A 25562-nucleotide genomic window follows, 5' to 3' on the forward strand; every position below is an offset into this window, starting at 1 on the left:
TTTATACCTCCCCCCCCCACACCCCATACAAACCCCCCCACCAAACCCACTCTCCCTACCCCCCCGCCGGGGGGGGGGGGGGGTTTGGGGGGGGGGGGGGGGGGGGGCCCCGGCCGCGTGGTGCCGGGCCGCCGGAGGCTCAGTAGCGGCCACCCTCGGGTGCGGGCAGCGCGTCCAGGTCGGCCAGGTCCTCGGCGCCCAGCCGCACGTCGGCGGCGGCACAGTTGTCCACCAGGTACTTTGGGGTCTTGGTGCCAGGAATCGGAATCACCAGGTCGCCCTGGCCGATCACCCAGGCCAGCGCGACCTGCGCGGGGCTGACGCCCGCCCGGTCGGCGATCTCCCGGACCCGGGCGACGATGGCGAGGTTGGCGCGCAGCGCGTCCTGCTGGAAGCGCGGCAGGCCACGCCGGAAGTCGTCGGCGGGCAGGTCGTCGAACGAGGCGAACCGGCCGGTGAGGAAACCGCGACCGAGCGGGGAGAACGGCAGGAAGGCGATGCCCTGCTCGGCGCAGTACGGCAACACCTCGGTCAACGGGTCGCGCGTCCACAGTGACAGCTCGGACTGCACCGACGCCACCGGGTGCACCGCCTGGGCCCGCGTGATCTGGGCGACCGTCACCTCGGAGAGCCCGATCTGCCGAGCCTTGCCCGCCGCCACGACCTCGGCCATCGCGCCCCAGGACTCCTCGATGGGCACCTCCGGGTCGACCCGGTGCAACTGGTAGAGGTCGACGTGGTCGGTGCCGAGCCGACGCAGGCTGTCGTCGATGGCCGCGCGGATGTGCCCCGGGCGGCCGTTGTTGCCGATCTTCGGGGAGTTGCCGGGGCCGCCGGTGGGGGAGGTGGCCACCAGGCCGACCTTCGTCGCCAGCACGGCGCATTCCCGGTGGCCGCCGGCCAGCGCCCGCCCCACCAACTCCTCGTTGGTGTACGGCCCGTACACGTCCGACGTGTCGATCAGCGTCGCGCCCAGGTCCAGTGCCTGTCGGATGACGGCGATCGAGGTGTCGTCGTCGCGAGGGCCGGTGATGTCGTAGCCGTGGCTCATGCCCATGCAGCCGAGGCCGATGACGCCGACCTCGGGGCCGGCGCTGCCCAGCGTGGTGGTTCGCATGTGCCCCACGCTACGACCGGGGCGACCGACCCGCACCGCCGAGGCGGGCCCGGCAGGACATCACTTAGGACTTGACCTAAGTGATGTCCTGCCGGCATAGTTAGGCACATGGCTAAGCAAGTGGGGGGCACGCTCGACGGTGTGCTGCACGCGCTGTCCGACCCCACCCGCCGCCAGGTCGTGGAGCGCCTCGCCCAGGGGCCGGCCACGACCAGTGAGCTGGCCCGTCCCTTCGACATGGCCCTGCCGTCGTTCACCCAGCACCTGCACGTCCTCGAACGCTCGGGCCTGGTGACGTCGGACAAGCAGGGCCGGGTGCGCACCTATCGGCTCGCACCCGAACCACTGGAACACCTCGACAGCTGGCTCGCCGCGCAGCGGGCGCGCTGGACCCGACGCCTCGACCAGCTCGACTCGCTTCTCTACGACCTCAAGGAGCAACAACGATGACCGTCTACACCGTGAACCCTGAACTCGACCTCGTCCTGGAGCGCCGCGTCGACGTGGCACCCGAGCTGGTCTGGCGAGCCTGGACCACACCCGAGCTGCTGATGCAGTGGTTCAGCCCGAAGCCCTGGTCGACCGTCGCCTGCGAGATCGACCTGCGGCCCGGCGGCCGGTTCGACACCACCATGCGCTCGCCGGAGGGCCAGGAGTTCCCGAGCAGTGGCTGCATCCTGGCGGTCGATGAGGGCTCGACGCTGGTCTTCACCTCCGCCCTCGGCCCCGGGTTCCGCCCGCAGGTCACCGAGGACGGCTTTCCGTTCACCGCCGTGGTCCGGATCGAGCCGGACGGCGCCGGCACGAAGTACACCGCCGTCGCGATCCACGCCGACGCGTCGGCGAAGAAGTCGCACGAGGAGATGGGCTTCCACGAGGGCTGGGGCGCGGCGCTGGACCAACTGGTCGATCTCGTCAAGGCCGGCTGACCAGCACAGCCCCGGCTAGCCGCGCACGGCCGCCACGCCCGCGTGGCGGACGAGTCGCCGGACGTCCTCGTGCGACAGTCGTCGCCCCTGCTCGTAGGCCACGGCGAAGTCGTCGACCCCCAGCGCCGCCACGGCCCGGGCAGTCGCCCGCTGCACGTCCGGTCGATCGGCCGGGGCCAGCGGGAGCGCCGCCGCCTCCCGGTTCGCCGCCGCCGCTCCGAGCAACCGGGCCGCATCCCGCGGGCGGTCACCGGCGGCGGCCACGCCGACCAGGACCTGCCACGGGTCCTGGTCGGCACCGAGTTCCGCCGCGACATCGGCGGCCCGCAGGTGCCAACCGAGCGCCGCCGCCGGGTCACCGCGCAGTTCGGCGACGTACCCCAGCTCGGCCAGGACCCCGGTCAGGTAGAGGGGCTGTCCCGGTCCGTCCTGCTGCCGCGCGGCCGCGTCCAACAGGTTGCGCAGGTGGGCTTCTGCCGTGTCGAGGCTGCCCTCCCGCCGCGCGGCGGCGGCGAGACACAGCTCCGCGAACACGATGCCGAGCGGAGAGCCCTGCTCGGTGGCCAGCCGCAGCCCCCGAGCGCAGAGCTCCCACGCCTTCGGGTAGTCACCCCGTTGCAGCGCCACCCAGCCCAGCCAGCAGAGCTGGCCGGACATCTCGAACCACAACCCCAGGTCCTCGGCCACCCGGAACCCTTCCCGGTACAACCGATCGGCCCGCTCGTAGTCACCGGCCAGAGCCGCCTGGGCGCCGAGCCACTCCGTGGCCTGCATCAGCCCCCACCGGTCACCGAGCCGCTGGAACAACGCCGCGCTCTCGGCCCCGTCCCGTGCCACCGCCGGACCGTCCCCCCGGGTGTGCGCGTGCTTGGCACGCAGACCGAGCGTGGCGGCCAGGACCCACTCGTCGCCCAGCAGCCGCGCCTCGGCCACGACCCGGTCGAGCAGCTCACCGGTCGCCGTCACGTCACCGAGGTCCACCTCGGCGTAGGCCAGGAACCACTGCGCCCGGATGCGGTCCTGCGGGTCGTCGACGTCCGCGTACCCCTCGATGGCCGCGCGGTGGCGCGCCGGCCAGTCCACGACGTCGCCGGACAGGAGAGCGAACCCGAGATGCCAGGCCACGGCCCGGGAGCGGGGGGCGGCGCCGCCGTCGGACGGGCAGTCCAGCGCCGCCCGGAGCCGCCGCCGCGCCTCGGTGAACCGGCCGCGAAGGAACCAGTACCAGCTCAGCGCGTTGGCCAGGCGCAGCGCGAGGTCCCCGTCGCGCTGACGCACCGCGGCGTCCAGCGCGCCCCGCAGATTGGCGGACTCGGCGTCGAGCCGCCGCAACCAGCGGCGTTGACCCGGACCGTGCAGCTGGTGCTGCGCCTGCTCGGCCAGATCGGCGTGGTAGCGGTGGGCCCGGGAGCGGACCTGGTCGAGTTCACCGGCCGCGCGCATCTGGTCGACGCCGAAGGCGGCGACGGATTCCAGCAGCCGAAAATGCGGCGTACCGTCGCGAGGCGCGACGACGACCAACGACCGGTCGACGAGACGGGCCAGTAGATCCGCGATGCTCGCGGCGGGCACGCCGTCGGGCGCGCAGACCGCCCGCACCGCGTCGATGCCACCCCCGTCGGCGTACGCGGCCAGCCGCCGCCACACCACCCGTTCCGCCTCGGTGAGCAGCTGCCAACTCCAGTCGAGCATCGCCAGCAGCGTCCGCTGCCGAGGTGGTACGCCCCGGTGCCGGGCGCCCAGCAACCGGAACCTGTCGCCGAGCCCGGCGACCAGACCCTGCACGCCCAGCCCGCGAACCTGGGTGGCCGCCAACTCCAGTGCCAACGGAATCCCGTCGAGTCGGCGACACAGGGTGGCGACGGCCACGGCGTTCTCGGCGGTGAGCACGAAACCCCGGTCGGCCGCGGCGGACCGGGTGACGAAGAGCCGTACCGCGCCGGAGCGTTCCAGGGTGGTCAGATCCGTCCCGCCGGTCGTGTCGGGCACCGGCAGCGGCGGTACGGCCCACACCACCTCGCCGGCCAGCCCGAGCGGCTCGCGGCTGGTCGCCAGCACGTGCAACCCGGGTGCCGCCCGCAGCAGCGCGGCGGTCAGCTCCGCGACGGGCTCCACCAGGTGCTCGCAGTTGTCCAGCACGAGCAGGAGCCGACGGTCGCCCAGGACCCGGGTGAGCCGGTCCACCGGCGTGCTCGCCGTGCCAGCCTCGGCGGCGTCGCGGACGTCGAGTACCGCCAGCACCAGGCCCGCCAACGCGTCCACCAGGTCGGGCGCGTCGGACCGCTCGATGCCGGCCAGCTCCACCAGCGACGCCCCGGCTGCCAACGCGGACGTCCGAGCGACCTCCAGTGCGAGCCGGGTCTTACCGACGCCGCCGATTCCGGTGAGGGTGACCAGGCGGTTGCGCTCCAACTCCTTGGCCAACTCGGCGGTGTCGGTCTCACGGCCGATCAGCTCGGTCAACGGGGTCGGCAGGTTCGTCCGCGCGGGGACGGCCGTCCCGGCGGCCGGGCGGCCCGTGCTCGCGGGCGCCTCCGCCACGGCGAGCGTCGGATCGTGGGCGAGGATGCGCCGGTGCAGCGCGGCCAGCTCGGGCGCGGGGTCGAGCCCCAACTCGTCGCGGAGCCGGACCCGCAGCTCGTCGTAGCTGTTCAACGCCTCGGACTGTCGCCCGGCCCGGTACAGGGCGAGCATGTGCAGCCCCCGCGCACGTTCGCGCAGCGGCTGCCGGGCCAGCAGATCGCCGAGGTCACCGACGACCTCCGCGTGTTCGCCCAGCGCCAGCCGGTCGTCGAGACACTCCTCGCTGACGAGGAGCCGTTGCTCCTCAAGCCCCGCCACCGCGGCGGTGGTGAACGACGCGTCGCGAAAGTCGGCGAAGGCGGGCCCCCGCCACAGCGCGAGCGCCGCCGAGAAGAGCGCGACGCGGGATCGCCGGTCCTGGGCACCGCGAGCCTCCGACACCAACCGCTGGAACCGGCCGGCGTCGACATCGTCGCGATCGACGAGGATCCGGTAACCGGGCGGCGGCGACCGCACCAGTTCCCGGGCGCCCGGCTCGGCGTCGGCCAGCACCCGACGCAGCTGGGACACCTTGGCGGACAGCGCTCCAGCGGCGTTGGTCGGCGGCGCGTCGCCCCACAGGTAGTCGATGAGCCGATCCGCCGGCACCGGTTGCCCGTCGTGCAGCAGCAACGCGGCGAGCAGGGTCCGAACCTTCACTCCGGGAACCGCGACCACCGCGCCGCGCGTGGTCCACACCGTCAACGGGCCCAGCACCCCGAACCGCATGGCGGCCAGGATACGACCCCACCCGCCGGGGGAGAGAACAGCGTAAAGAAACGGTAAGGCGGTCGGCGCAGGGTGGACCACGTCGCAACACCCACCGCAGATCCGAAAGGGATACTCCCATGAACCTGTCGACAGGCCGCGTCGTCCCCGTACTCACCACTCTGCTCCTGCTGGTGCCGGCCGTCCCGGCGAGCGCCACGACCACCGGGCGGGACAGCCCGGGCGGCTGGTCGGCGGCCTGGTCGACGGCGCACCACCACCCCGTGCCGGGCAACGACTGGGACGGCCCGAACTGGTCCGTACCCGGCTTCGCCGACCAGTCGGTACGACAGGTGGTCCGGGTCAGCGCGGCCGGCTCCCTCATCCGGATCCGACTGTCCAACCGGTACGGCAGCCAACCGTTGCGACTGACCGGCGCCACCGTCGGCCGTCCCACCTCCGGTGCGGCGGTGCGACCCGGCAGCCTGCTTCCGATCACCTTCGACCACCGACGGTCGACCACCGTGCCCGCCGGAGCCGAGCTGACCTCCGATCCGGTGCCCCTGCCGGTACGGGCGCTGGAGGCGTTGACCGTCACGCTGTACTTCGCCGGCCCCACCGGCCCGGCGACGTTCCACCAGAGCGGGCTCACCAGCACCTACCGCGCCACGGGTGACCACCGCTTCGATCACCGTGCCGCCGCGTTCACCGGCGAGACCAGCCAGTCCTGGTACCACCTGGCCGGCGTGGACGTCGCCGGGTCGCCCCGCACCCGGGGCACGGTCGTGACCTTCGGCGACTCACAGACCGACGGCTACGGTTCCACTCCCGCCGCCGACAACCGTTACCCGGACCAGTTGGCCGAGCAGTTGGTCGGCGCCGGGCGCCCGCTGGCCGTCGCCAACGCCGGGATCGGCGGCAACAAACTGCTCGCCGACTCGACGTGTTACGGCGAGCGGGGCGTCACCCGGTTCCGGCGCGACGCGCTCGGGCAACCCGGCGTGCGCGTCGCGGTGGTCCTGATCGGCATCAACGACATCGGCGGCGGTGGCTACCCCGACTTCGGATGCGGCGCCTCCCCGGTGGTGACCGCTGCCCAGCTCATCGACGGGCACCGGACGCTGATCCGGGCCGCCCGTGCCGAGCGGGTCACCGTCATCGGCGTCACGATGCCGCCGATGAAGAACGCGACCGGCTACGACACTCCGCCCAACGAGAAGGTCCGCGACGAGGTGAACCGCTGGATCCGCGACGGTGGCGAGTACGACGCCGTGGTCGACCTCGACCGGGTCCTCGCCGACCCGGCCGACCCGGACGCCCTGCGGCCCGCGTACGACCACGGCGACCACCTGCACTTCAACGACGCCGGGGCGACCGCTGCCGCTGCCGCCGTCGCCGCACGGATCCGCTGAGAAGTTTCGCCGGACGTGTCGAGGACGGTCGCGCCGGCTTCGACCATGGGGTGAGGGCCGGGCACAGCCGGTCCCACCGCCAGGCTGACCCAGCACCGAGCAAGGAGTGGATCGATGACGAAGGTGACGACCGGCGCGACGATGTCGCTGGACGGTTACATCGCGGACGCGTCCCACGGTGGCTTCGAACACCTCTTCCAGTGGTACGCCAACGGCGACGTCGAGACGCCGACGGCTCATCCCGAGATGACCTTTCGGACCTCCGCCGCGAGTGCCCGGCACCTGCGGGCTCTCACCGAGCGGACCGGCGCGCTCGTCGTCGGCCGGCGGCTCTTCGACATCACCGGCGGGTGGGGTGGCCGGCACCCGATGGACGTCCCCGTCGTGGTGGTCACGCATCGCGTGCCGGAGGGCTGGGAGCCGGAGGGCGACTCCTTCGTGTTCGTCACCGACGGCATCGAGAGCGCCGTCGCCCGCGCGACGGCGCTCGCCGGTGACAAGGAGGTCGGTGTCAACGGCGGCACCATCGCCGCCCAGGTCGTCGAGGCCGGTCTGCTCGACGAGGTGCACGTCGACCTCGTTCCGGTCCTGCTCGGCGCCGGCGTACCGCTCTTCGCCGATCTGAAGATCGCGCCCCTTCAGCTGGACGGTCCGTTCCGCGTCGTCGAGGGCGACGGGGTCACCCACCTCGCCTACCGGGTACGCCGGGAGTCCTGAACGCCACGGGGGCCGGCCCGGTCGAGGCCGGTCCCCGTCACGCCGGTCGCGGACCGGCTCGCGCCGCCGACCCGTAGAATCGACGTTGGTCACTGTCTGGGCTGCGGGTGGCCGGTGTGGAGGGCGGTGCGGGGCGTGGGACCGGACGAGCGGGCCAGGCTGTTCGAGCAGGCGCGGGAGTGGTCGCGGCGACGGGATGACTGGCCGGAGGCCGACCGCCTGTGGCTGCGGGTGATCGACGCCTACCGGGAGGCGGCGCAGGGGCCGGGTCGCCCCGGTCGTCACGACCGGCAGCAGTTGGCGCGGGCGCTGCGGCGGCGCGGGATGCTGCTGGCCGCACACGGTCGGGCCGCCGAGGCGATGGCGCCCGGCGGCGAGGCGGTGGCGATCTTCGAGCGGGTGCACGACGCGGTGGCCGCCGAGGTTGGCGAGGTGACGGCCGCGCCCCGGGACGAGGCGCTCGCGGAGCTGGTCACCGCGTTGGTGGATCTCGCGGAGGTGGCGTTCACCGCCGGTCAGCCGGCCACCCGCAGGGAGTTGCTCGGCCGGGCGGTCGCGGTGGGTCTGGCCGCCGTCGGGGCCCCGCCGTCGGCCGGACCCCGCACCCGGCGGGCGCTGGGTGCGGCGTACCACCACCAGGCGACCGCGTTGCTGCACCGGCACCTCACCCGGCCCGCGTCGGCCGACGGGCTCCGGGACGCGGCGCTGGCGGCGGCACGGGCCTGCGAACTACGCCAGGCGCTGCTCGACCCGGCCCGTCCGCTCAGCCTCCGGGAGATGGCGGACACCTACGGGGTGTACGCCCGGTGCCTGGCCATGACCGGCGACGTCGAGCGCGCGGGCGTCATGCTGGCGTTGGGCAACCGGCTGGTGAAGCTGCTGGGGTCGGCGGCCGAACAGCCCGCCCAGAACCTACGCGTGGCCGCCGAGTTGCTGGGCCGCGACGGCGTGCCCACGGGGAGTGCGGCCGGTGCCCGTCTTTTCCGGTGGCGGCGGCGCTGACCCGGCCGACGCCGCCTTGCCCGCATCGGCATTGATCGATATCGTGCGCGAAGGCGCCGCCCCGCCTCAGACCACCACCGTCGATCCGAAGCGGGTTCACCATGCGCACACTGAGACTTGTCACGACTCTGGCCGTCGCCGGCCTGCTCGCCGGCGGTGTGGCGGCGGTCGCCGCCACACCGGCCAGCGCGGCGACCGCCGTGTTCTCCGTGACGAACAACTGGGGCAGTGGCTACCAGGGGCAGTTCACCGTCACCAACGACACCTCCGCACAGATCACCGGTTGGCGGGTCGAATTCGACCTGCCGGCCGGCTCGACCGTCAGCCAGTCGTGGAACACGCAGCAGACGACCTCCGGCAACCACTACACCTTCGCCAACGTGTCCTGGAACGGGACGCTCGCCGCCGGTGCCTCGGCCTCCTTCGGCTTCCTCGTCAACGGCGTCGGCACCCCGGTCAACTGCACCGTGAACGGCGCGTCCTGCGCCGGCGGCCCACCGCCCACCACCCCGCCGCCCACCACCCCGCCCCCGACCACCCCACCCCCGACCACCGGCACGCCGGTCGAGCGGTACGGGCAGTTGCGGGTCTGCGGCACGACGATGTGCGACAGGTCCGGGGCCCGGGTGCAGCTGCGCGGCATCAGCAGCATGTGGCTCAACTGGGAGACCGCCCCGTACGCCGAGAACCTCTCCGCGTTGACCTGGATGCGGGACAACTGGAACCTCCAGGTGATCCGCGCGGCCATGGGCGTGGAGCCGGCGGGCGCGTACCTCAGCGACCCGGCCAAGGCGCGTGCGCAGGTGGAGACCATCATCAACAACGCGGTCACCGCCGGGGTGTACGTGATCGTCGACTGGCACGCGCACGAGGCGCAGAACAACCAGTCCCAGGCGGTGGCGTTCTTCGGTGACCTGGCCCGCCGTTACGGCAACCTGCCCAACGTCATCTGGGAGCCCTACAACGAGCCGCTCCAGGTGAGTTGGACCACCGTCATCAAGCCGTACCACCAGGCGGTGGTGTCCGCGATCCGCGCCGCCGACCCGGACAACATCATCGTGCTCGGCACCCCGACCTGGTCGCAGGACGTGGACGTCGCGGCGGCCAGCCCCGTCACCGGCACCAACCTGATGTACACGCTGCACTTCTACTCCTGCACCCACGGGGCGTCGCTGCGCGCCAAGGGCGACGCGGCGATCCGCGCGGGGCTGGCGCTGTTCGTCACCGAGTGGGGCGCGAGCAACGCCGACGGCGGCCTCGACGGCCGGGCCTGCCTGCCGGAGGCGCAGTCCTGGATCGACTGGATGAGGCAGAACGGCATCTCCTGGACGGCCTGGAAGCTCGACGTCGGCACTGACACCACCAACCTGCTCAGCCCGGGTGCGCCGGTGACCGGCGGGTGGACCAACTACCTGCACGGCCACGCGCCGTTCGTGGTGGCGAACATGCGGTGACCCCGGCCGCTGTCCGATGGTGATCGGCCCGGCATCGTCGATGTCGGGGTGTCCGGGCCGGCGGGAGGCCCCGACATCACCAAACCCTTAATGCGCCGGAAACACCCCCGGTACCGACCCTGGGAACGCTCGTCGGACAGTCGAGACCACCGACACGCGAACCGGGGTGACCATGGCCGACAACACCACGAACGCGCCGACGTACGACGGGCCGGTGGGCCGGTCCGGCAACGGCCGGATCCTGCCCACCCCCCGCACCGACCCGGCTCCGGGGCTGGACGACGGCGACCCGGCGGACCTGGCGACCATCGGTGTGGAGGAGGAGTTCCACGTCGTCGACCTGCACACCCGCGAGTTGGTGCCCCGGGCCGGGGAGTTGCTGGACCGGTTGCCGGCGGCCTCGTTCACCGCCGAGCTGCACCGCAGCGTGGTGGAGACCAACACCGCGGTCTGCCGCACCCTGGACGAGATCCGCGCCGAGCTGACCCGGCTGCGGCAGGCGGCCGTCCAGGTCGCCGACCGGGCCGGGCTGGGCATCGTGGCGGCCGGTACGGTGCCGTTGCGCGCCGACGGCGACCCCAGCGTCACCCCCACCTCCCGCTACCGCCGGATGCTCGACGAGTACCAGCTGCTCGCCCGGGAGCAGCTGATCTGCGGCGCGCAGGTGCACGTCGGCGTCTCCGACCGCGACCTGGCGGTGGCGGTCACCCGCCGGGTCCAGCCGTGGCTGCCGGTGCTGCTCGCCCTCTCCACCAGCTCTCCGTACTGGATGGGCCAGGACAGCGGTTACGCCAGCGTCCGGTCGTTGGTCTGGCAACGCTGGCCCACCGCTGGTGACCCGGGTGAGGTGAGCAGCGCCGCCGACCACGAGGCGCTGGTCGCCGAGCTGATCTCCTCCGAGACCATCACCGACCCCGCCATGATCTACTTCGATGTCCGGCCGTCGGCGCACGTGCCCACCGTGGAGCTACGGATCACCGACGCCAACGCCGACGTGGAGACCATCGTCCTGCTCACCGGCCTGTTCCGGGCGATCGTCCGGCGGGAGGTCGCCGCCCTGCGCGCCGGTGTGGAGCGCACCGCCGTACGGCCACCGGTGCTACGCGCCGCCGTGTGGCGGGCGGCCCGCTCCGGGTTGGAAGGTGACCTGCTCGACCTGCCCCGGTCGGCCCGACCGGTGCCGGCCGCCGAGGCCCTCCGCCGCCTGGTGACCGACCTGCGCCCGCAGTTGGCGGCGACCGGAGACTGGGAGCAGGTCAGCGAACTGACCCGGTACGCGCTGGAGCGCGGCAGCTCCGCGGCCCGGCAGCGGCGGGCGTACGAGCGGCGTGGCCGGTTGGCCGACGTGGTCGACCTGCTGCTCGACGAGACCCGGGGCCGGGTCCGCGGGCCGCTGCCCGGTGCGCCGACACCGCCGGCGTTGCCCACGTACGCCGACGCCGGGGACGAGGTCTTCGGACCGGCCGGGCCGCAGCCGGCGTACGCCCCGCTGCTCGCGGCCCTGCGCCAGCTCGGCGCCGCAACCCTGCGCCAGCGGGAGCACGACCGGGACGAGGAGCAGCGGGCCCGGGGGGTGACGTTCAGCGTGGCCGGTGAGGCGAGCACCCGACTCTTCCCGGTCGACCTGGTGCCGCGAGTGGTGCCCGCGGACGACTGGCGGACCCTGCGCAGCGGCCTGGTGCAGCGCGCCCGCGCCCTCGACGCGTTCCTGCGCGACGTCTACGCCGACCGGGCCGTGGTGGCCGACGGCGTGGTGCCGGCGTGGGTGGTGGAGTCCTCACCCGGGCTGCGTCCGACCGGGGCGCTGATGGGCCGGCGCAACACCCGCGCCCAGGTGTCCGGCACCGACCTCGTGCGGGACCCGGACGGCGGCTGGTACGTGCTGGAGGACAACCTGCGGGTGCCCTCCGGGATCGGCTACGCGGTGCAGAACCGTCGGCTGACCCAGGCGGTGCTGCCGGAACTGCCGGTGCCGGCCGATCTGCTGCCCGCCGACGAGACGCCGGCGATGCTGTACCGGGCCCTGGTCGCCGCCGCGCCCGCCGCGGCCGACGACCCGGCCGTGGTGGTGCTCAGCAGCGGACCGGGTGATCCGGCGTGGTTCGAGCATCGGCTGCTCGCCGACGAGATGGGGGTGCCGCTGACCGAGACCAGTGACCTGCTGGTCGAGGAGGGCCGGGTGCGGCTGGTCCGGGAGGGCTGCCGCCGTGAGGTCGACGTGATCTACCTGCGGATGGACGAGGAGGCGCTGCTGCACGCGCCGGGCGCCAACGGGGTGCCGCTGGGCTGGCCGCTGCTCGCCGCGGTGCACGCCGGGCGACTCACGCTCGCCAACGCGCTGGGCAACGGTGTCGGCGACGACAAGGCGCTGTACGCGTACGTGCCCCGGCTGATCGAGTACTACCTGGGCGAGAAGCCGTTGCTGGGCGACGTGCCGACGTACCTGTGCGGGCTGCCCGAGCAGCGCGGCGAGGTGCTGGGCCGGCTCGACGAGTTGGTGCTCAAGCCGGTCGACGGGTACGGCGGCGACCGGGTGGTGATCGGCCCCCGGGCCGAGGCGGAGGAGCTGGACGCGGTCCGGGAGCAGATCCTCGCGGCCCCGCACCGGTGGATCGCCCAGGAGATGGTCGCGCTGACCACCCACCCGGTCTTCGACGGCACGGCGCTCGCCCCGCGCCACGTCGACCTGCGGGCGTTCGTGTTCCTCGGTGACACCGCCGAGGTCGCGCCGGTGGCGCTGACCCGGGTGGCGCCGGCCGGCAGCATGATCGTCAACTCGTCGCGTGGCGGTGGGTCGAAGGACACCTGGCTGCTCGGGGGAGCCGACGAACCACCGGTGTAACCCACGCTTGACCCACCCGTCATCGGGACGCAACCCGGTCCGCCAAGCCTGGACCGGTCAGCGGCCCGAGCGGTCTTGAGCCGATGAGAGGGGCGTGCCATGTGCGGTATCGGAGGCGAGTTCCGCCTCGACGGGGCGCCACCGGACGTGGCCGCCGTCGAACGGATGCTTCCCGTCCTGGCCGCCCGGGGCCCGGACGGCGAGGGCCGGTGGCAGCAGGGACCGTTTGCCCTGGTGCACCGCCGGCTGCGCATCATCGACCTGTCCGACGCGGGCGCCCAGCCGATGATCGACCCCGAGCTGGGCCTGGCGATGGTCTTCAACGGCTGCATCTACAACTACCGGGAGCTGCGCGACGAGCTGATCGCCGCCGGTTACTCCTTCCGGTCCACCTCGGACACCGAGGTGATCCTCAAGGCGTACCACAAATGGGGGACGGCCTGCGTCGAGCGGTTCTACGGAATGTTCGCCTTCGCCCTGGTCGAGCTGGCCACGCACACCCTGGTGCTGGCCCGGGACCGGCTCGGCATCAAACCGCTCTACCTGGCCGAGGGGCCGGGCCGGGTGCGTTTCGCCTCGACCCTGCCGGCGCTGCTCGCCGCCGGTGACGTGAACACCGACCTCGACCCGGTGGCGCTGCACCACTACATGAGCTTCCACTCGGTGGTGCCGCCGCCGCGCACGATCCTCGCCGGGGTCCGCAAACTGCCGCCGGCCACCGTGCGGGTGATCACCGCGGACGGCCGGAGCACCGACACCACCTACTGGCGGCCGGAGTTCAACCGGGCCGCCGCCGCTGCCATGTCCACCCAGGAGTGGCAGGAACGGCTCATGGCGGCGATGCGCACCGCCGTACGCCGACGGATGGTCGCCGACGTGCCGGTCGGCGTGCTGCTCTCCGGTGGTCTCGACTCCAGCCTGATCGTCGCCCTGCTGGCCGAGCAGGGTCAGACCGGGCTGGCAACCTTCAGCATCGGTTTCGAGGCGGCGGCGGGGGAGAGCGGCGACGAGTTCCACTACTCCGACCTGGTGGCCCGCCACTTCGCCACCGACCACCAGCAGATCCGCATCGGCGCGCAGCGGTTCGTCCCCGCCGTGCACCAGGCCATCGCGGCGATGAGCGAGCCGATGGTCAGCCACGACTGCGTCGCGTTCCACCTGCTCTCCGAGGAGGTCTCGCAGCGGATCACGGTGGTGCAGTCCGGGCAGGGCGCCGACGAGATCCTCGCCGGCTACGACTGGTACCCGCCGATGGCGAACGTGGCCCGCGCGGACGCCGTCGAGGCGTACGCCCGGGTGTTCTTCGACCGTCGCCACGACGCGCTCGGCGGGCACCTGGCGCCCGAGTGGATGCTCGACCACGACGCGAGCATGGAGTTCGTCGCCGCGCACTTCGGCGGGCGCGGCGCGGACACCGCGCTGGACGCGGCGCTGCGCCTGGACAGCCTGGTGATGCTTGTCGACGACCCGGTCAAGCGGGTCGACAACATGACGATGGCCTGGGGGCTGGAGGCCCGGGTGCCGTTTCTCGACCACGAGGTGGTCGAGCTGGCCGCCGCCTGCCCACCCGCGCTGAAGCTGGCGCAGGGCGGCAAGGGTGTGCTGAAGGCGGCGAGTCGGGGCATCGTCCCGGACGAGGTGATCGACCGGCCGAAGGGCTACTTCCCGGTGCCCGCCATCCGGCACCTCTCCGGCCCGCTGCTCGACGACGTGCGGGACGCGCTGACCGCCCGACCGGCGCGCGAGCGGGGCCTGTTCCGCAAGGACTACCTGGAGGAATTGCTGGACGCGCCCAACGCCCAGCGGACCACGTTGGGTTCCAACGCGCTCTGGCAGCTCGGGCTGCTGGAGCTCTGGTTGCAGCGGATCGGGGTTTAGATGAGCGTACGGACCGAGGCGCCGCGCACCACCCGGCGGGCCCGACCCACGAACCCCCGGCCGGTGTACTCGCCGGCACCGGTGAGCGAGGAGTTCGCCCCCGCGCCGTCCCCGGACGGTCGTCGGGTGGCGTTCCTCGCCGCCGGGGCCGGCACGCCCGGCGTCTGGGTCCGCGAGGTCGGCGCGGGCGCGGCCGTCGCACTGCCCGTCGGCGACGAGCCGGTGCTCGCGCTGAGCTGGTCGCCGGACGGCCAGTGGTTGGCCTGCGTCGTGGCCCCCGGCGGTGCGCCCCGCACCGAGCTGTGGGTGCTGCGCCCGGACGGTACGGCTCGACACCAGGTCGCCGGGTTCGGCCGCCGCAGCGCCGCGTTGGCCGGGTGGTTGCCCGATGGCGCGTTGCTGGCGGTCACCGAGACCGACGAGCGCGGGCAGGCCCTCCTGGTCGACGCGGCCACCGGCCACCGGCGGGTGCTCGCCGAGGGTGACCTCCTCACCCTCCTGGACGTCACCCCGGACGCCGGCGTGGCGCTGCTGCGCCGGGGTCCGCGCAACGCCCGCTGGTTGGAGCTGCTCGACGTGGTGACCGGCGTACGACGGCGGCTGCTCCCGGACACCGGGCGAGGCAGCACCGACCAGGGGTGGTTCGGCCCGGACGGCACGAGCGTGCTGGCCCGCACCGACGCGTACTCGGAGCTGGCCGCGCTGGTGCGGGTCGACCTGACCCGACCGGATCAGCCGCCGACCCGGCTGGCCGGGCGACCGGACGCCGAGTTGGAGCACGTCGCGCCGAGCGCGGACGGGCACCGTGGGGCGCTGCTGTGGAACACCTACGGCGGGCGCAGCGAGCTGAGCCTGCTCGACTTCGCCAGCGGCGTGCAGCGGGCCGTCGCCGCGCCCGGTGAGGTGATCGGGGATGCCGTCTTCGCCGCCGACGGCGGCCTGCTCTGCCTCACCGCGCAGGGGCCGGTGCAGCCCCGGGAGGTGTGGCTGGTGGACCCGTCGACCGGGGCGCCGCGTCCGCTACGGTCGGAGGCCGCCGGACCGCGTACCGACGACGCGGGTGTCGCGCCGCAACTGGTCGACCTGCGGGCCCGCGACGGGCTGCCGCTCTCCGGCTGGCTGTACCGCCCGAGCGGGCCGGGCCCCTGGCCGACGGCGATCAGCCTGCACGGAGGCCCGGAGGCGCAGGAGCGTCCCGGCTACAACCCGCTGTTCCAGGCCCTCGTGGCGCAGGGCGTCGCGGTCTTCGCGCCAAACGTCCGCGGATCGTCCGGGTTCGGCCGCACCTTCGTCGCCGCCGACAACCTCGCCGGCCGGTACGGCGCGATCGCCGACGTGGCGGCCTGCGCCGACTTCCTCGTCGACAGTGGCGTCGCCCGGCCCGGTCAACTCGGCTGCCTCGGCCGCTCCTACGGCGGTTACCTGGTCCTGGCGGTGCTGGTGAACTTCCCCGGGCTGTTCGCCGCCGGGGTAGCCGAGTGCGGCATCTCCGACTTCCGGACCTTCTTCGCCGGCACCGAGCCGTGGATCGCCGCAGCCGCCGTCAGCAAGTACGGCGATCCGCAGCGGGACGCGGACCTGCTGCGCGACCTCTCGCCGCTGACCCACATCGACCGGCTGGACGTGCCGGTGCTGCTGATCCACGGCGCCAACGACACCAACGTGCCGGCCGGCGAGTCGACGCAGGTCGCGCGGGCGCTCGCCGCCCGGGGCGTGCCGCACGGGCACCTGGTGCTCGCGGGGGAGGGGCACGACTTCCTGGGGCGGGCCAACGCCGAGGCGGCCCGTACGGCCACCACCGCCTGGCTGGCCGAGCACCTCGCCGCGACGGCGAGCGTCGCCGGCTGAGGCGTTATCCTGCGCCGGTGGAGGTCGCGGCGCAGGGCGAACGGTTGGCCGCCGACCTGGGTCGCTGGCTGGCCGAGCTGACCTTCGTCGACCTGGACACCGACGGGGTCACCGCCCAGGTGATCGACTCGGTGGTGCGGTGGGCCGAGGCCCACCGCTGGCGGGTCTACCGGCGCGCGCCCAGCGTGTTGCCGTTGCCGCCGCCGCTCCAGCAGCGGCACTCGGTCCTCGACGTGGCGTGCGCCCGCCCGGACGGCCCGCCGGTGGTGGTGGAGGTCGACCACACCGACCGGGCCCGTACGGTGCAGAAGCTGCGCGCGGAGGCGGATGCCGGCCGGATTCCGATCTGGGTGCGGTGGGGCGTCGGGCGGTTCAACCCGCCGGCGCCGCCGGTGTGGCTGGTGACCGTCGAGGTGACCCGCCGGGCCGGACCGGCGGGGCGCGGGCGTCTGCACAGCCGCGTCGGTGACCGTCCCGCCCCGGCCCACTCGACCGGCGGCGGCACGGTGACCCCGCAGGCGCTGCCGATCCCGTTGGCCGACCCGGCTCCAGGCCCGGCCGACGACGCGGGTAAGGGCCCGGCCGACGACGCGGGTAAGGGCACCTGAAGCGAATCGTAAGCGGGCGCCGGCAGAGTTCTGGCTGTCACCGGAGAACACGACCGACACCCAGGAGATACCGATGCGCAAGCTCGTCAACTCGACCTACATCACCCTCGACGGCGTCATCGAGAACCCGATGTGGACCGCGCCGTACTTCGACGAGGAGGCCCGGAGCCTCGCCGGCGAGCAGACCGACGAGGCGGACGCGATGCTGATCGGCCGGGTCACCTACGACGGCATGTCCGTCGCCTGGCCGCAGCAGGACGAGAGCGACCCGAACACCGGTGCCGCGTACTTCAACAACGTCAAGAAGTACGTCGCGTCCACCACCCTGACCAACCCCACCTGGAACAACACGGAGGTGCTCCCGGGTGATCTGGTCGAGGCGGTCACCGCGCTCAAGGCCCAGGAGGGCAGGAACATCATCCAGTACGGCTTCGGCTCGGTCACCGCGCAGCTGATCCGGGCGGGCCTGGTGGACGAGGTCCGGTTCTGGATCCACCCCGTGCTGGAGGGCGCGGCCAGCGTGACGGCGCCGCTGACCGACTTCAAGGCGTCGTTCGACCTGGTCGACACCCGGGTGCACAAGAGCGGCGTGATCGTCGCCTCGTACCGGCCGAAGGCGACCGTCTGAGCACTGCTCAGAGCTGGGCCCGGGCCGCGCCCGGGCTCAGCTTCGTGCCCTCGGCGACCAGCGCCTCGAAGCGTTCCCCACCGAGCACGGCGCGAACGCGGTCGGTCACCCGTTCGATCTCGTCGCGTTCGGCCGGCGCGGGTGGGGCCTGCGTGGCGAGCCGTGCGGCGGCCGCCGCGCCGAGCAACCGGGCGGCGGTCTCCGGGTCGTGCAGCGCCGACGCCATTCCCTCCAGGGCGTAGATCGCGTCCCGTGGCGCGGCCATCGCCTCGGCGACCTCGAACGCCTCGACGTGCAGGGCCAACGCGGCGTCCGGGTCACCGCCCTGTTCGACCGCGTGGCCCAGCTCGACCAGAACCGGCGGCAGGTAGAGCGCCGGCTGGGCCTCGGCCCGTCCCCGCTCGGCGAGGTTGCCGAGGTGGGTGGTGGCCAGGTCGAGCTTGCCGTCTCGGCGGGCCGCCAGCCCGAGGCTCAGCTCCGCGAAGACCAGCGCGTTCGGCGCGTCGTGCTCCAGCGCCAGCTGGTACGCGCGTTCGGCCAACTCGCGGGCCTGCGGGTAGTCGCGGGTCTGCACCGCGAGCCAGGCCAGCCAGGCCAGCTCGGTGCCGACCTGCGGCCACAGCCCCAGCTCCTCGGCCCAGCGCAGCCCGTCGCGGTGCAGCGCGGCGGCGCGCTCGTGCGCACCACGCATCTCCGCCAACGCCGCCACCCACTCGGTCGCCTGCAGCCTTCCCCACTGGTCGCCCAGGTCGGCGAAGAGCGCGGCGCTGCGGGTCGCCGCGTGCTCCAGCGCCGCCTGGTCGCCGAGCACGTGCGCGATCTTGGCACGGGTGGTGAGCACCGCCGCCTCGGTCCACCGGTCGGTGGAGGTGGGCAGCAGCTCCGCCGCCAGGGCCAGGTCACTGTGGTCGGTCGCCGCGTTGGCCGCGAACCAGGCGCCCCGGCCGTCCGGGTCGCCGGCCACCGCGGCGCGGACCTCCGACGGCGGGACCGCGTCGCCCCGCAACAGCGCGAAGCCCACCCGCCACGCCGCCGCCCGGGACTCCTGCGTCGGGTCGCCGGGCGTCGACAGGGCTCGCCGTGCCTCGGTGAGCCGGCCACGCAGAAACCAGTACCAGCTCAGTGCGACGGCGAGCCGCAGCCCACCGCCGTGGACCAGCGCGGCGCGCAGATTCGCCGTCTCGGCGTCCAGCTGTGCCAGCCAGCGCGGCTGGTCAGCCCCGCGCAGCCCGGCGTCGGCGCGCTCGGCCAGCTCGGTGTAGTAGGCGGCGTGCCGCGCGCGTACCTCGTCGGCGTCGGTCAGGCGCTCCAGGCCGAACGCGGCCACCGATTCGAGCAGCCGGTAGCGCGGGGCCGCGCCGGAGTCGTCGAGCACCACCAGCGACCGGTCCACCAACCGAGACAGGGCGTCCAGGTCGGTGCGGCAGACGTGTTCGGCGGCCTCCGGGGTGCACCCGTCCGGAAACACCGCCAGTCGGGCCAGCACCACCCGGTCGGTCTCGTCCAGAAGATCCCAGCTCCAGGCGATCACCGCGGTGAGCGTCCGCTGCCGCGGCGGCACGTCCCGCTGCGCGGTGCTGAGCAACCGGAACCGGTCGTCGAGCCGGTCCACCACCCCGCGCACTCCCAGCGCACGGACCCGGGTCGCGGCCAGCTCCAGCGCCAGCGGCAGACCGTCGAGGCGACGGCAGAGCTGGGCCACCGCCGCCGCGCTCTGCCCGTCGAGGCGGAAACCGCGTTGCTGCGCGGCGGCGCGGGCGACGAACAACCGGGCCGCCGCCGAGCGCCGGACCGCATCCAGGTCACCGCCGTCCGGCACGGGCAGCGGGGGTACCTCCCAGAGCTGTTCACCGGTCAACCCGAGCGGCTCCCTGCTGGTGGCCAGCACGCTCACGCCGGGCACGTCACGGAGCATCCGGGCGACCAGCTCGGCGACCGGCTCGACGACGTGTTCGCAGTTGTCCAGCACGAGCAGCAACCGCCGGTGCCGCAGAGCCGTGACCACCCGGTCGGCGGGGGACAGGCTGGTGCCGGCAGCCTCGAAGCCGCCCAGGGCGCCGAGCACCTGTTCGGCGACGCGGGCGTCACCGGCCGGCAGCGGCGCCAGCTCGACCAGCTGGACGCCGTCCGGGAACGACTGTGCGCGGGCCGTCTCGGTGGCCAGTCGGGTCTTGCCGACACCCCCCGGGCCGACCAGCGTGACCAGCCGCTGCCGGGTCAGCAGCGCGCGCAGCTCGGCGAGCGCCTCGGCCCGTCCGACCAACTCGTCGAGCTGGGCCGGCAGGCTGTTCCGGATGAGCGCCGCCTTCGGTGGGGCGCTGAGGCGCGCGTCCTGTTCGAGGATGCTGCGGTGCAGCGCGACCAACTCCGGGCCGGGGTCGAGGCCCAGTTCCTCGGCGAGCCGTTCCCGCAGGTCGGCATAGCTGTCCAACGCCTCGGACTGGCGGCCGGCCGCGTACAGCGCGCGCAGCTGCACCGCCCGCAGACCCTCACGCAGTGGATGCCGGGCCACCAACTCGCTGAGGTCCGCGGCCACCAGGTCGTGCTCACCCCGGGCCAGCCGGGCCTGCGCCAACCGCTCCTGCACGACGAGGCGTTGCTCGGCGAGGCGGGCCGCCTCCGCACGGACGAACTCGGCGTCGGCCACGTCGGCGTACGCGTTGCCGCGCCACAACGCGAGCGCCTCGGTCAGCCGCTCGACGTCGGTGCTGCGACTCAGGTCGGTGAACCGGTCCGCGTCGACGGCGTCGGCCCGCAGGAGGTAACCGGGCGGCCGGGACTCGATCAGGTCGCGGGCGCCCGGCTCGGCGTCGTTGAGCGCCCTGCGCAGCTGCGACACCCGCACCTGGAGCGCGCCGGCCGGGTTGGCGGGGGCGTCGTCACCCCACAGGTCGTCGATGAGGCGGTCCGCGGAGACCACCTGGTTGCGGTTGGTCAACAGGTCGGCCAGCAACGCCCGCACCTTCGTGCCGGGCACCACCACCGGCTCGCCGGCGTCCGTGGTCACGGCGAGCGGCCCGAGCACCCCGAATTGCACGGCGGTCATCCTAGCGCCGGTAAGGCGACCTGAAGCGGACCGTAAGCGCGCGAGCGCACCGTGTGGGCATGGACATCTACTCCGAAGCGCATGGCAGTGGCGCGGGTCGCCCGCTGGTGCTGATCCACGGCGCACTCTCCGGCATCGGCACGTCGTTCGGCACGATCCTGCCGTTCCTCGCGAAGACCCGGCGGGTGATCGCCGTCGAGTTGCAGGCCCACGGCCACACCCCCGACGTGGACCGGCCGCTGACCGTGGAGCACTTCGCCGCCGACGTCGTGGAGCTGCTCGACCGGTTGGGCGTGGCGCGGGCCGACGTGTACGGCTGGCGCCTGGGCGCGGCGGTGGCGCTGCGCCTCGGCACCCACCACGCCGACCGGGTGGGCCGCCTCGTGCTCGCCTCGGTGAGCTTCGACGAGGACGGCCTGCACCCCGGGCTGCTCGACGGGATCCAGGACCTGCAACCGGAGCATCTGCACGGCTCGGAGTTCCACGAGGAGTACCTGCGGACGGCGCCGGACCCGGCGGGCTGGGCCGGCCTGGTCACCAAGATGAAGGTGCTGGACGCGAACCTGCCGCGGTGGACGCCCGAGCAGATCCGTGCGCTGGCCGCACCCACCATGATCGTGCTGGCCGACGCGGACATCGTCCAACCCGAGCACGCGGTGCTGATGTTCCGGCTGCTCGGCGGCGCGGTGCCCGGTGACCTGACCGGTCTGCCGGCCTGCCGGTTGGCCATCCTGCCCGGCACCACGCACACCTCGATCCCGCAGCGCGCCGACTGGCTGGCCCCGATGATCGACGAGTTCCTGACCGAGGCCGACCCGAACCGCTAACCGCGCCCCGCGCCCCTCGCCCCGCGCCCCGCGCCCCGACCCCCCTTCGCGATCTTGCGTTTTCTGCGGCGACATAAGGCGCGAAAGCCGCGTGACGGCGACAGAAAGTGCAAGATCGCGGGGGATTGGCTTGTGTGAACTCGGGTCGGCAGTGGAGCGCCGGCGTCGGTAACCCGGGGGGTGGTCTTCTCTGGCCGTGTGAAGTTCGGCGGTCTGGTCGTGGCGGTGGGGCGGATTAACGGGTAGAAACATGTCGACCCCTTCGGCCCGGCCCAACCTCCGGTCGCAAGGGCAAGAGAGCGCTCTCACCGCCCCAGCTGCGTCGGGATCAGCTCCGGCCAGCGGAGAGGACGAACCACATGACAGCTCCGTCCCGAGGCGTACGCCGGCGAACCGGCCGTACCCTCCTTCTCGCTCTGCTGTTGACCACCGCCACCACGATGACCAGCACGGCGGCCACCGCCGGTCGTCCGACGCACGACGCCCCCGACTTCGGCCCGAACGTGACGATCTTCGACCCGGCCATGCCGGTCGGCGAGATCCAGCAGACCCTCGACGCGGCGCACGCCCGGCAGGTCGACAACGAGATGGGCACCGAGCGGCACGCCTATCTGTTCAAGCCGGGCACCTACGGCACGGCCGAGCAGCCGTTGCAGGCCAAGGTCGGCTACTACACCGAGGTGTCCGGCCTGGGCGCCTCGCCCACCGACGTCACCGTCAACGGCAAGATCGAGGTCTACAACCGCTGCCTGGCCGACGGCGGCACCGGCAACTGCCTCGCCCTGGTCAACTTCTGGCGCACCCTGTCCAACCTCTCGCTCACCATCAACGCGGCCGGTCAGGACGGTTGCCGGTCGTCGGCGAACTTCTGGGCGGTCTCCCAGGCGGTGTCGATGCGTCGGCTCAACATCGGCGGCGGCGGTCTGTCGCTGATGGACTACTGCACCGCCGGCCCGCAGTTCGCCAGCGGCGGGTTCATCGCGGACTCACGGCTGCCGGCGACGACGAACGGCTCGCAGCAGCAGTGGCTCACCCGTAACAGCGAGATCGGCGGCTGGTCCAACGCGGTGTGGAACCAGGTGTTCGCGGGGGTCGAGGGCGCGCCGGACGACGCCACCTTCCCCGACCCGCCGTACACCACCCTGGAGACCACCCCGGTCAGCCGGGAGAAGCCGTACCTCTTCGTCGACGGTAAGGGTCGCTACCAGGTGCGGGTGCCCGCCGCCCAGCGCGACAGCCGGGGCGTCTCGTGGGCCGACGGCATGACGCCGGGGCGGACCATCGGGATCGATGACTTCTTCATCGCGAAGCCGTCCGACCCGGTGCGTGTCATCAACAGTCAACTGGCGCGTGGCAAGCACCTGCTGCTGACCCCCGGCACGTACGACATCGCGCGCAGCATCGAGGTCCGGCGTCCGGACACGGTGGTGCTCGGGATCGGGCACGCCACGCTCACCGCCGTGAACGGCGCGATTCCGCTGGACGTCGCCGGCGTGCCCGGCGTGATCGTCGCCGGTGTCACGATCGACGCCGGCACCGTCGAGTCGCCGGTCCTGCTGCGGGTCGGCCGCCAGCACGGCCACAACGCGAGCAGCCCGCACAACCCGACCACGCTCTCCGACGTGTACTTCCGGGTCGGTGGCCCGCACATCGGGCGGACGAACACCGCACTGGAGGTCAACAGCGACAACGTGCTCATCGACCACACCTGGGTGTGGCGCGGCGATCACGGCGTCGAGGGTTTCACCGAGGGCGTCAACGGTGACACCGACCGCTGGCGCACCAACACCGGTCGCTACGGCGCCGTCATCAACGGCGACCACGTGACCGCGACCGGGCTGTTCGTCGAGCACTTCCAGCGCTACAACACGGTGTGGAACGGCGAGCACGGCACCACGATCCTCTACCAGAACGAGCTGCCGTACGACCCGCCGACGCAGGCCGACTGGATGAACGGCGCGGTCGAGGGCTGGGCCGGGTACAAGGTCGGTGACGGGGTCCGTCACCACACCCTGCACGGCGGCGGGGTGTACGTCTTCAACCAGAACAACCCGTCGATCCACACCGAGAACGGTTTCGAGGTGCCGAACCGGCCTGGTGTGCGGCTGCACCACGTCATGACCGTCAACCTCAGCGCCGGCACGATCGACCACGTGGTCAACGGCGTCGGCGACGCGGCCGACATGACCAAGGTCGGCGCTCCGGTCTACCTGAACCAGTACCCGACCTCGTAGCGGATTCCGCGCGTACCGACGGGGCCGGAGCCGGCGATGGCTCCGGCCCCGTCGTCCGTGGTGGGGTGCGGCGCGGAGAATCCGCGTCCACGGTCTTGAATTCCTATCGTGTCGCTAGGAAAATAGGAGAATGCCGGTTGGTCCGCTCCTCACCTCGCGTCGGGTCGTCGACCTGATGCGGACCGCCAGCGAGCTCTGTCCGGGCGCACCGGCCACCGACTGAGCGGCGCACCCCCGCATTCCTCCTCCGGCCGCATTGCCGGATCGCACGTCGCCTCGTGAACCCCGGCTCACCGGCGTGGCTCGGCACGCTCGTCACCGCACTCCCGACCGATCCGGCGCTGCCGGACCGGTTCACCACCATGGAGGTACGCCATGACATCCGATCAGCCATCGTCCACTGCACCGACGGCCGGCGAGTCCCGGCTCGCGTTCAACGAGGACTGGATGGCGACCGTCCTCGGCCTGACCCTGCTCGCGCTGGTCCTGCTCGGTGCCATTCCCGCCGGGCTGGTGCCCTGATGACCGCCGACGTGACCCGCGCGGGCCAGGAGCGCGGCACGGCCGACGCCACCCACGTCGACGACGACGTGGTCGAGCCCGCCAGTCGGTCGACCACCGCGGATCCAGCCGACCCTGCCGGCGTGACCCGTGACCGGGCGTTCTGGGCCTGGACGACGCTCGGGCTGTTGGTCGTGGTCGGTCTCGCCGCGCTCACCCGCTACCTGGAGCAGAACGTTCCGGCCTGGGCCGAGGGCACCGCCGTCGAGGACATCGGTGCGGCGATCGAATACCCGGTCTACGCGATCCTGCTCGGCCTGCTCGGCAACGTCGCGGTCACCCTGCTCGGGTGGCGGGACCGGATCGCCGCCGCGTTCCGGACCGAGTTCTTCATCAAGACCGGTCTGGTGCTGCTGGGGGCGTCGATCAACCTGGCCGTCATCGCCAGCGCCGCCGGCCCGGCGATCGCCCAGGCGATCCTGCTGATCAGCGGGGTCTTCCTGTTCACCTGGTGGTTGGCCGGACGGTTCGGCCTCGACGACAAGCTGCGGGCGCTGCTCGCGTCGGCGGTGTCGATCTGTGGGGTCAGCGCGGCGATCGCCGCCGCCGGCGCGGTGCGCGCGCGCCGCGAGCAGCTGGCCTACACGGCAAGTCTGGTCATCGTCTTCGCGCTGCCGTCCATCTTCGTCCTGCCCTGGTTGGCCGACGTGTTCGGGCTCTCCGACGCGGTGGCCGGCGCCTGGATCGGCGGCAACATCGACACCACGGCCGCGGTGACCGCCGCCGGGGCGCTCGCCGGTGAGGAGGCGCTCCAGATCGCCAGCATCGTCAAGGTCACCCAGAACGCCCTGATGGGCGTGGTCGCGGTCGCGCTCACCGCGTACTTCACCCTGCGGGTGGAACGGCGGCCCGGCGCGGCCCGACCGGGCCTCGGTGAGCTGTGGTCGCGGTTCCCCAAGTTCGTTCTGGGTTTCATCGCGGCCTCGGTCATCGCCACCTGGTACCTCGACGCGGCCGGCGCGGACGGCAAGGCCACCATCGCCATCGTCAACGACCTGCGCGTGCTGTTCCTGATCCTGGCCTTCGTCAGCATCGGTCTGGAGGTCCGGGTCGCGTCGCTGCGGGAGGCCGGTTGGCGGCCGGTGGCGGTGTTCGCCAGCGCCACCGTGTTCAACCTGGCGTTGGCGCTGGGCCTGGCGTCCCTGTTGTTCCGCAACTTCTCGGCCTGAGCCGGCCGGTCGGCCCGCAT

18 protein-coding genes are annotated in these 25562 nt (G+C 73.0%); 15 read left to right on the plus strand and 3 right to left on the minus strand.

All coding sequences use genetic code 11. The features are described from left to right. Positions 1-139 precede the first annotated feature (139 nt). The gene (locus AB0J33_RS13670) at positions 140-1117 is read right to left on the minus strand and encodes an aldo/keto reductase (RefSeq protein ID WP_363613215.1); all 978 of its coding nucleotides are present in this window, start codon (positions 1115-1117) and stop codon (positions 140-142) included. A 108-nt stretch (positions 1118-1225) separates the two neighbouring features. Between AB0J33_RS13670 and AB0J33_RS13675 the strand changes: the two genes are divergently transcribed. Both AB0J33_RS13675 and AB0J33_RS13680 read left to right on the plus strand, forming a co-directional pair. Next, positions 1226-1567 (plus strand): metalloregulator ArsR/SmtB family transcription factor, encoded by a 342-nt coding sequence (locus AB0J33_RS13675; RefSeq protein ID WP_363613217.1) that lies wholly within the window; start codon positions 1226-1228, stop codon positions 1565-1567. After that, positions 1564-2046 carry an SRPBCC family protein gene (locus AB0J33_RS13680; protein ID WP_363613219.1) on the plus strand — a complete coding sequence of 161 codons (483 nt, stop codon included), beginning with the start codon at positions 1564-1566 and terminating at the stop codon, positions 2044-2046. The genes AB0J33_RS13675 and AB0J33_RS13680 overlap by 4 nt, the downstream gene beginning before the upstream one ends. A gap of 15 nt (positions 2047-2061) precedes the next feature. Here the strand turns inward: AB0J33_RS13680 and AB0J33_RS13685 are convergent, their stop codons facing one another. Further along, complete coding sequence (locus AB0J33_RS13685) at positions 2062-5337, minus strand: BTAD domain-containing putative transcriptional regulator (RefSeq protein ID WP_363613221.1); 3276 nt, start codon at positions 5335-5337, stop codon at positions 2062-2064. Between the two features lie 119 nt (positions 5338-5456). Here AB0J33_RS13685 and AB0J33_RS13690 point away from each other — a divergent pair, with 119 nt between their 5' ends. The 9 genes from AB0J33_RS13690 (at position 5457) to AB0J33_RS13730 (ending at position 17705) form a co-directional block, all read left to right on the plus strand. Then, positions 5457-6728 carry a GDSL-type esterase/lipase family protein gene (locus tag AB0J33_RS13690; protein ID WP_363613223.1) on the plus strand — a complete coding sequence of 424 codons (1272 nt, stop codon included), beginning with the start codon at positions 5457-5459 and terminating at the stop codon, positions 6726-6728. Positions 6729-6842: 114 nt separating this feature from the next. Next, positions 6843-7445 (plus strand): dihydrofolate reductase family protein, encoded by a 603-nt coding sequence (locus AB0J33_RS13695; protein WP_363613225.1) that lies wholly within the window; start codon positions 6843-6845, stop codon positions 7443-7445. A 135-nt stretch (positions 7446-7580) separates the two neighbouring features. Then, on the plus strand, positions 7581-8447 hold the full coding sequence (locus tag AB0J33_RS13700; protein WP_363613227.1) for a hypothetical protein: 867 nt from the start codon (positions 7581-7583) through the stop codon (positions 8445-8447). A 101-nt stretch (positions 8448-8548) separates the two neighbouring features. Continuing rightward, positions 8549-9901 carry a cellulase family glycosylhydrolase gene (locus AB0J33_RS13705; RefSeq protein ID WP_363613229.1) on the plus strand — a complete coding sequence of 451 codons (1353 nt, stop codon included), beginning with the start codon at positions 8549-8551 and terminating at the stop codon, positions 9899-9901. Between the two features lie 172 nt (positions 9902-10073). Next, positions 10074-12743: a carboxylate--amine ligase/circularly permuted type 2 ATP-grasp protein gene (locus AB0J33_RS13710; RefSeq protein WP_363613231.1), complete on the plus strand. Its 2670-nt coding sequence runs from the start codon at positions 10074-10076 to the stop codon at positions 12741-12743. A gap of 99 nt (positions 12744-12842) precedes the next feature. Beyond that, entirely contained in the window at positions 12843-14621 is a 1779-nt protein-coding gene (locus AB0J33_RS13715; RefSeq protein ID WP_363613233.1) for an N-acetylglutaminylglutamine amidotransferase, read from the plus strand. Next, complete coding sequence (locus AB0J33_RS13720) at positions 14622-16469, plus strand: prolyl oligopeptidase family serine peptidase (protein WP_363613235.1); 1848 nt, start codon at positions 14622-14624, stop codon at positions 16467-16469. 17 nt (positions 16470-16486) lie between these two features. Further along, entirely contained in the window at positions 16487-17077 is a 591-nt protein-coding gene (locus AB0J33_RS13725; RefSeq protein ID WP_363613238.1) for a hypothetical protein, read from the plus strand. Positions 17078-17150: 73 nt separating this feature from the next. After that, positions 17151-17705, plus strand: coding sequence for a dihydrofolate reductase family protein (locus tag AB0J33_RS13730; protein ID WP_363613240.1), 555 nt, complete (start codon positions 17151-17153; stop codon positions 17703-17705). A 7-nt stretch (positions 17706-17712) separates the two neighbouring features. Here AB0J33_RS13730 and AB0J33_RS13735 read toward each other — a convergent pair whose 3' ends face one another. Beyond that, a complete protein-coding gene (locus tag AB0J33_RS13735; protein ID WP_363613242.1) occupies positions 17713-20751 on the minus strand; it encodes a BTAD domain-containing putative transcriptional regulator in 3039 nt (1012 codons plus the stop codon). A 59-nt stretch (positions 20752-20810) separates the two neighbouring features. Here AB0J33_RS13735 and AB0J33_RS13740 point away from each other — a divergent pair, with 59 nt between their 5' ends. The 4 genes from AB0J33_RS13740 to AB0J33_RS13755 all read left to right on the plus strand — a co-directional run bounded on the left by AB0J33_RS13740 (position 20811) and on the right by AB0J33_RS13755 (position 25542). Continuing rightward, positions 20811-21578 carry an alpha/beta fold hydrolase gene (locus AB0J33_RS13740; RefSeq protein WP_363613244.1) on the plus strand — a complete coding sequence of 256 codons (768 nt, stop codon included), beginning with the start codon at positions 20811-20813 and terminating at the stop codon, positions 21576-21578. A 359-nt stretch (positions 21579-21937) separates the two neighbouring features. After that, positions 21938-23812: an adenylyl cyclase gene (locus AB0J33_RS13745; RefSeq protein WP_363613246.1), complete on the plus strand. Its 1875-nt coding sequence runs from the start codon at positions 21938-21940 to the stop codon at positions 23810-23812. Positions 23813-24187: 375 nt separating this feature from the next. Further along, complete coding sequence (locus AB0J33_RS13750) at positions 24188-24334, plus strand: hypothetical protein (protein ID WP_363613248.1); 147 nt, start codon at positions 24188-24190, stop codon at positions 24332-24334. Beyond that, positions 24334-25542 (plus strand): putative sulfate exporter family transporter, encoded by a 1209-nt coding sequence (locus AB0J33_RS13755; RefSeq protein WP_363613250.1) that lies wholly within the window; start codon positions 24334-24336, stop codon positions 25540-25542. The genes AB0J33_RS13750 and AB0J33_RS13755 overlap by 1 nt, the downstream gene beginning before the upstream one ends. Positions 25543-25562: the final 20 nt, after the last annotated feature.

This window comes from Micromonospora sp. NPDC049645 (assembly GCF_040675155.1).
Taxonomy (GTDB): domain Bacteria; phylum Actinomycetota; class Actinomycetes; order Mycobacteriales; family Micromonosporaceae; genus Micromonospora.

Bases quoted from the DNA above. Each gene is read 5' to 3' on its own strand.
- AB0J33_RS13750 (WP_363613248.1), top strand. From the start codon at position 24,188: ATGACATCCGATCAGCCATCGTCCACTGCACCGACGGCCGGCGAGTCC.
- AB0J33_RS13705 (WP_363613229.1), top strand. From the start codon at position 8,549: ATGCGCACACTGAGACTTGTCACGACTCTGGCCGTCGCCGGCCTGCTC.
- AB0J33_RS13670 (WP_363613215.1), bottom strand. From the start codon at position 1,117: ATGCGAACCACCACGCTGGGCAGCGCCGGCCCCGAGGTCGGCGTCATC.
- AB0J33_RS13720 (WP_363613235.1), top strand. From the start codon at position 14,622: ATGAGCGTACGGACCGAGGCGCCGCGCACCACCCGGCGGGCCCGACCC.
- AB0J33_RS13690 (WP_363613223.1), top strand. From the start codon at position 5,457: ATGAACCTGTCGACAGGCCGCGTCGTCCCCGTACTCACCACTCTGCTC.
- AB0J33_RS13745 (WP_363613246.1), top strand. From the start codon at position 21,938: ATGACAGCTCCGTCCCGAGGCGTACGCCGGCGAACCGGCCGTACCCTC.
- AB0J33_RS13685 (WP_363613221.1), bottom strand. From the start codon at position 5,337: ATGCGGTTCGGGGTGCTGGGCCCGTTGACGGTGTGGACCACGCGCGGC.
- AB0J33_RS13680 (WP_363613219.1), top strand. From the start codon at position 1,564: ATGACCGTCTACACCGTGAACCCTGAACTCGACCTCGTCCTGGAGCGC.
- AB0J33_RS13675 (WP_363613217.1), top strand. From the start codon at position 1,226: ATGGCTAAGCAAGTGGGGGGCACGCTCGACGGTGTGCTGCACGCGCTG.
- AB0J33_RS13740 (WP_363613244.1), top strand. From the start codon at position 20,811: ATGGACATCTACTCCGAAGCGCATGGCAGTGGCGCGGGTCGCCCGCTG.
- AB0J33_RS13715 (WP_363613233.1), top strand. From the start codon at position 12,843: ATGTGCGGTATCGGAGGCGAGTTCCGCCTCGACGGGGCGCCACCGGAC.
- AB0J33_RS13735 (WP_363613242.1), bottom strand. From the start codon at position 20,751: ATGACCGCCGTGCAATTCGGGGTGCTCGGGCCGCTCGCCGTGACCACG.
- AB0J33_RS13710 (WP_363613231.1), top strand. From the start codon at position 10,074: ATGGCCGACAACACCACGAACGCGCCGACGTACGACGGGCCGGTGGGC.
- AB0J33_RS13695 (WP_363613225.1), top strand. From the start codon at position 6,843: ATGACGAAGGTGACGACCGGCGCGACGATGTCGCTGGACGGTTACATC.
- AB0J33_RS13730 (WP_363613240.1), top strand. From the start codon at position 17,151: ATGCGCAAGCTCGTCAACTCGACCTACATCACCCTCGACGGCGTCATC.
- AB0J33_RS13755 (WP_363613250.1), top strand. From the start codon at position 24,334: ATGACCGCCGACGTGACCCGCGCGGGCCAGGAGCGCGGCACGGCCGAC.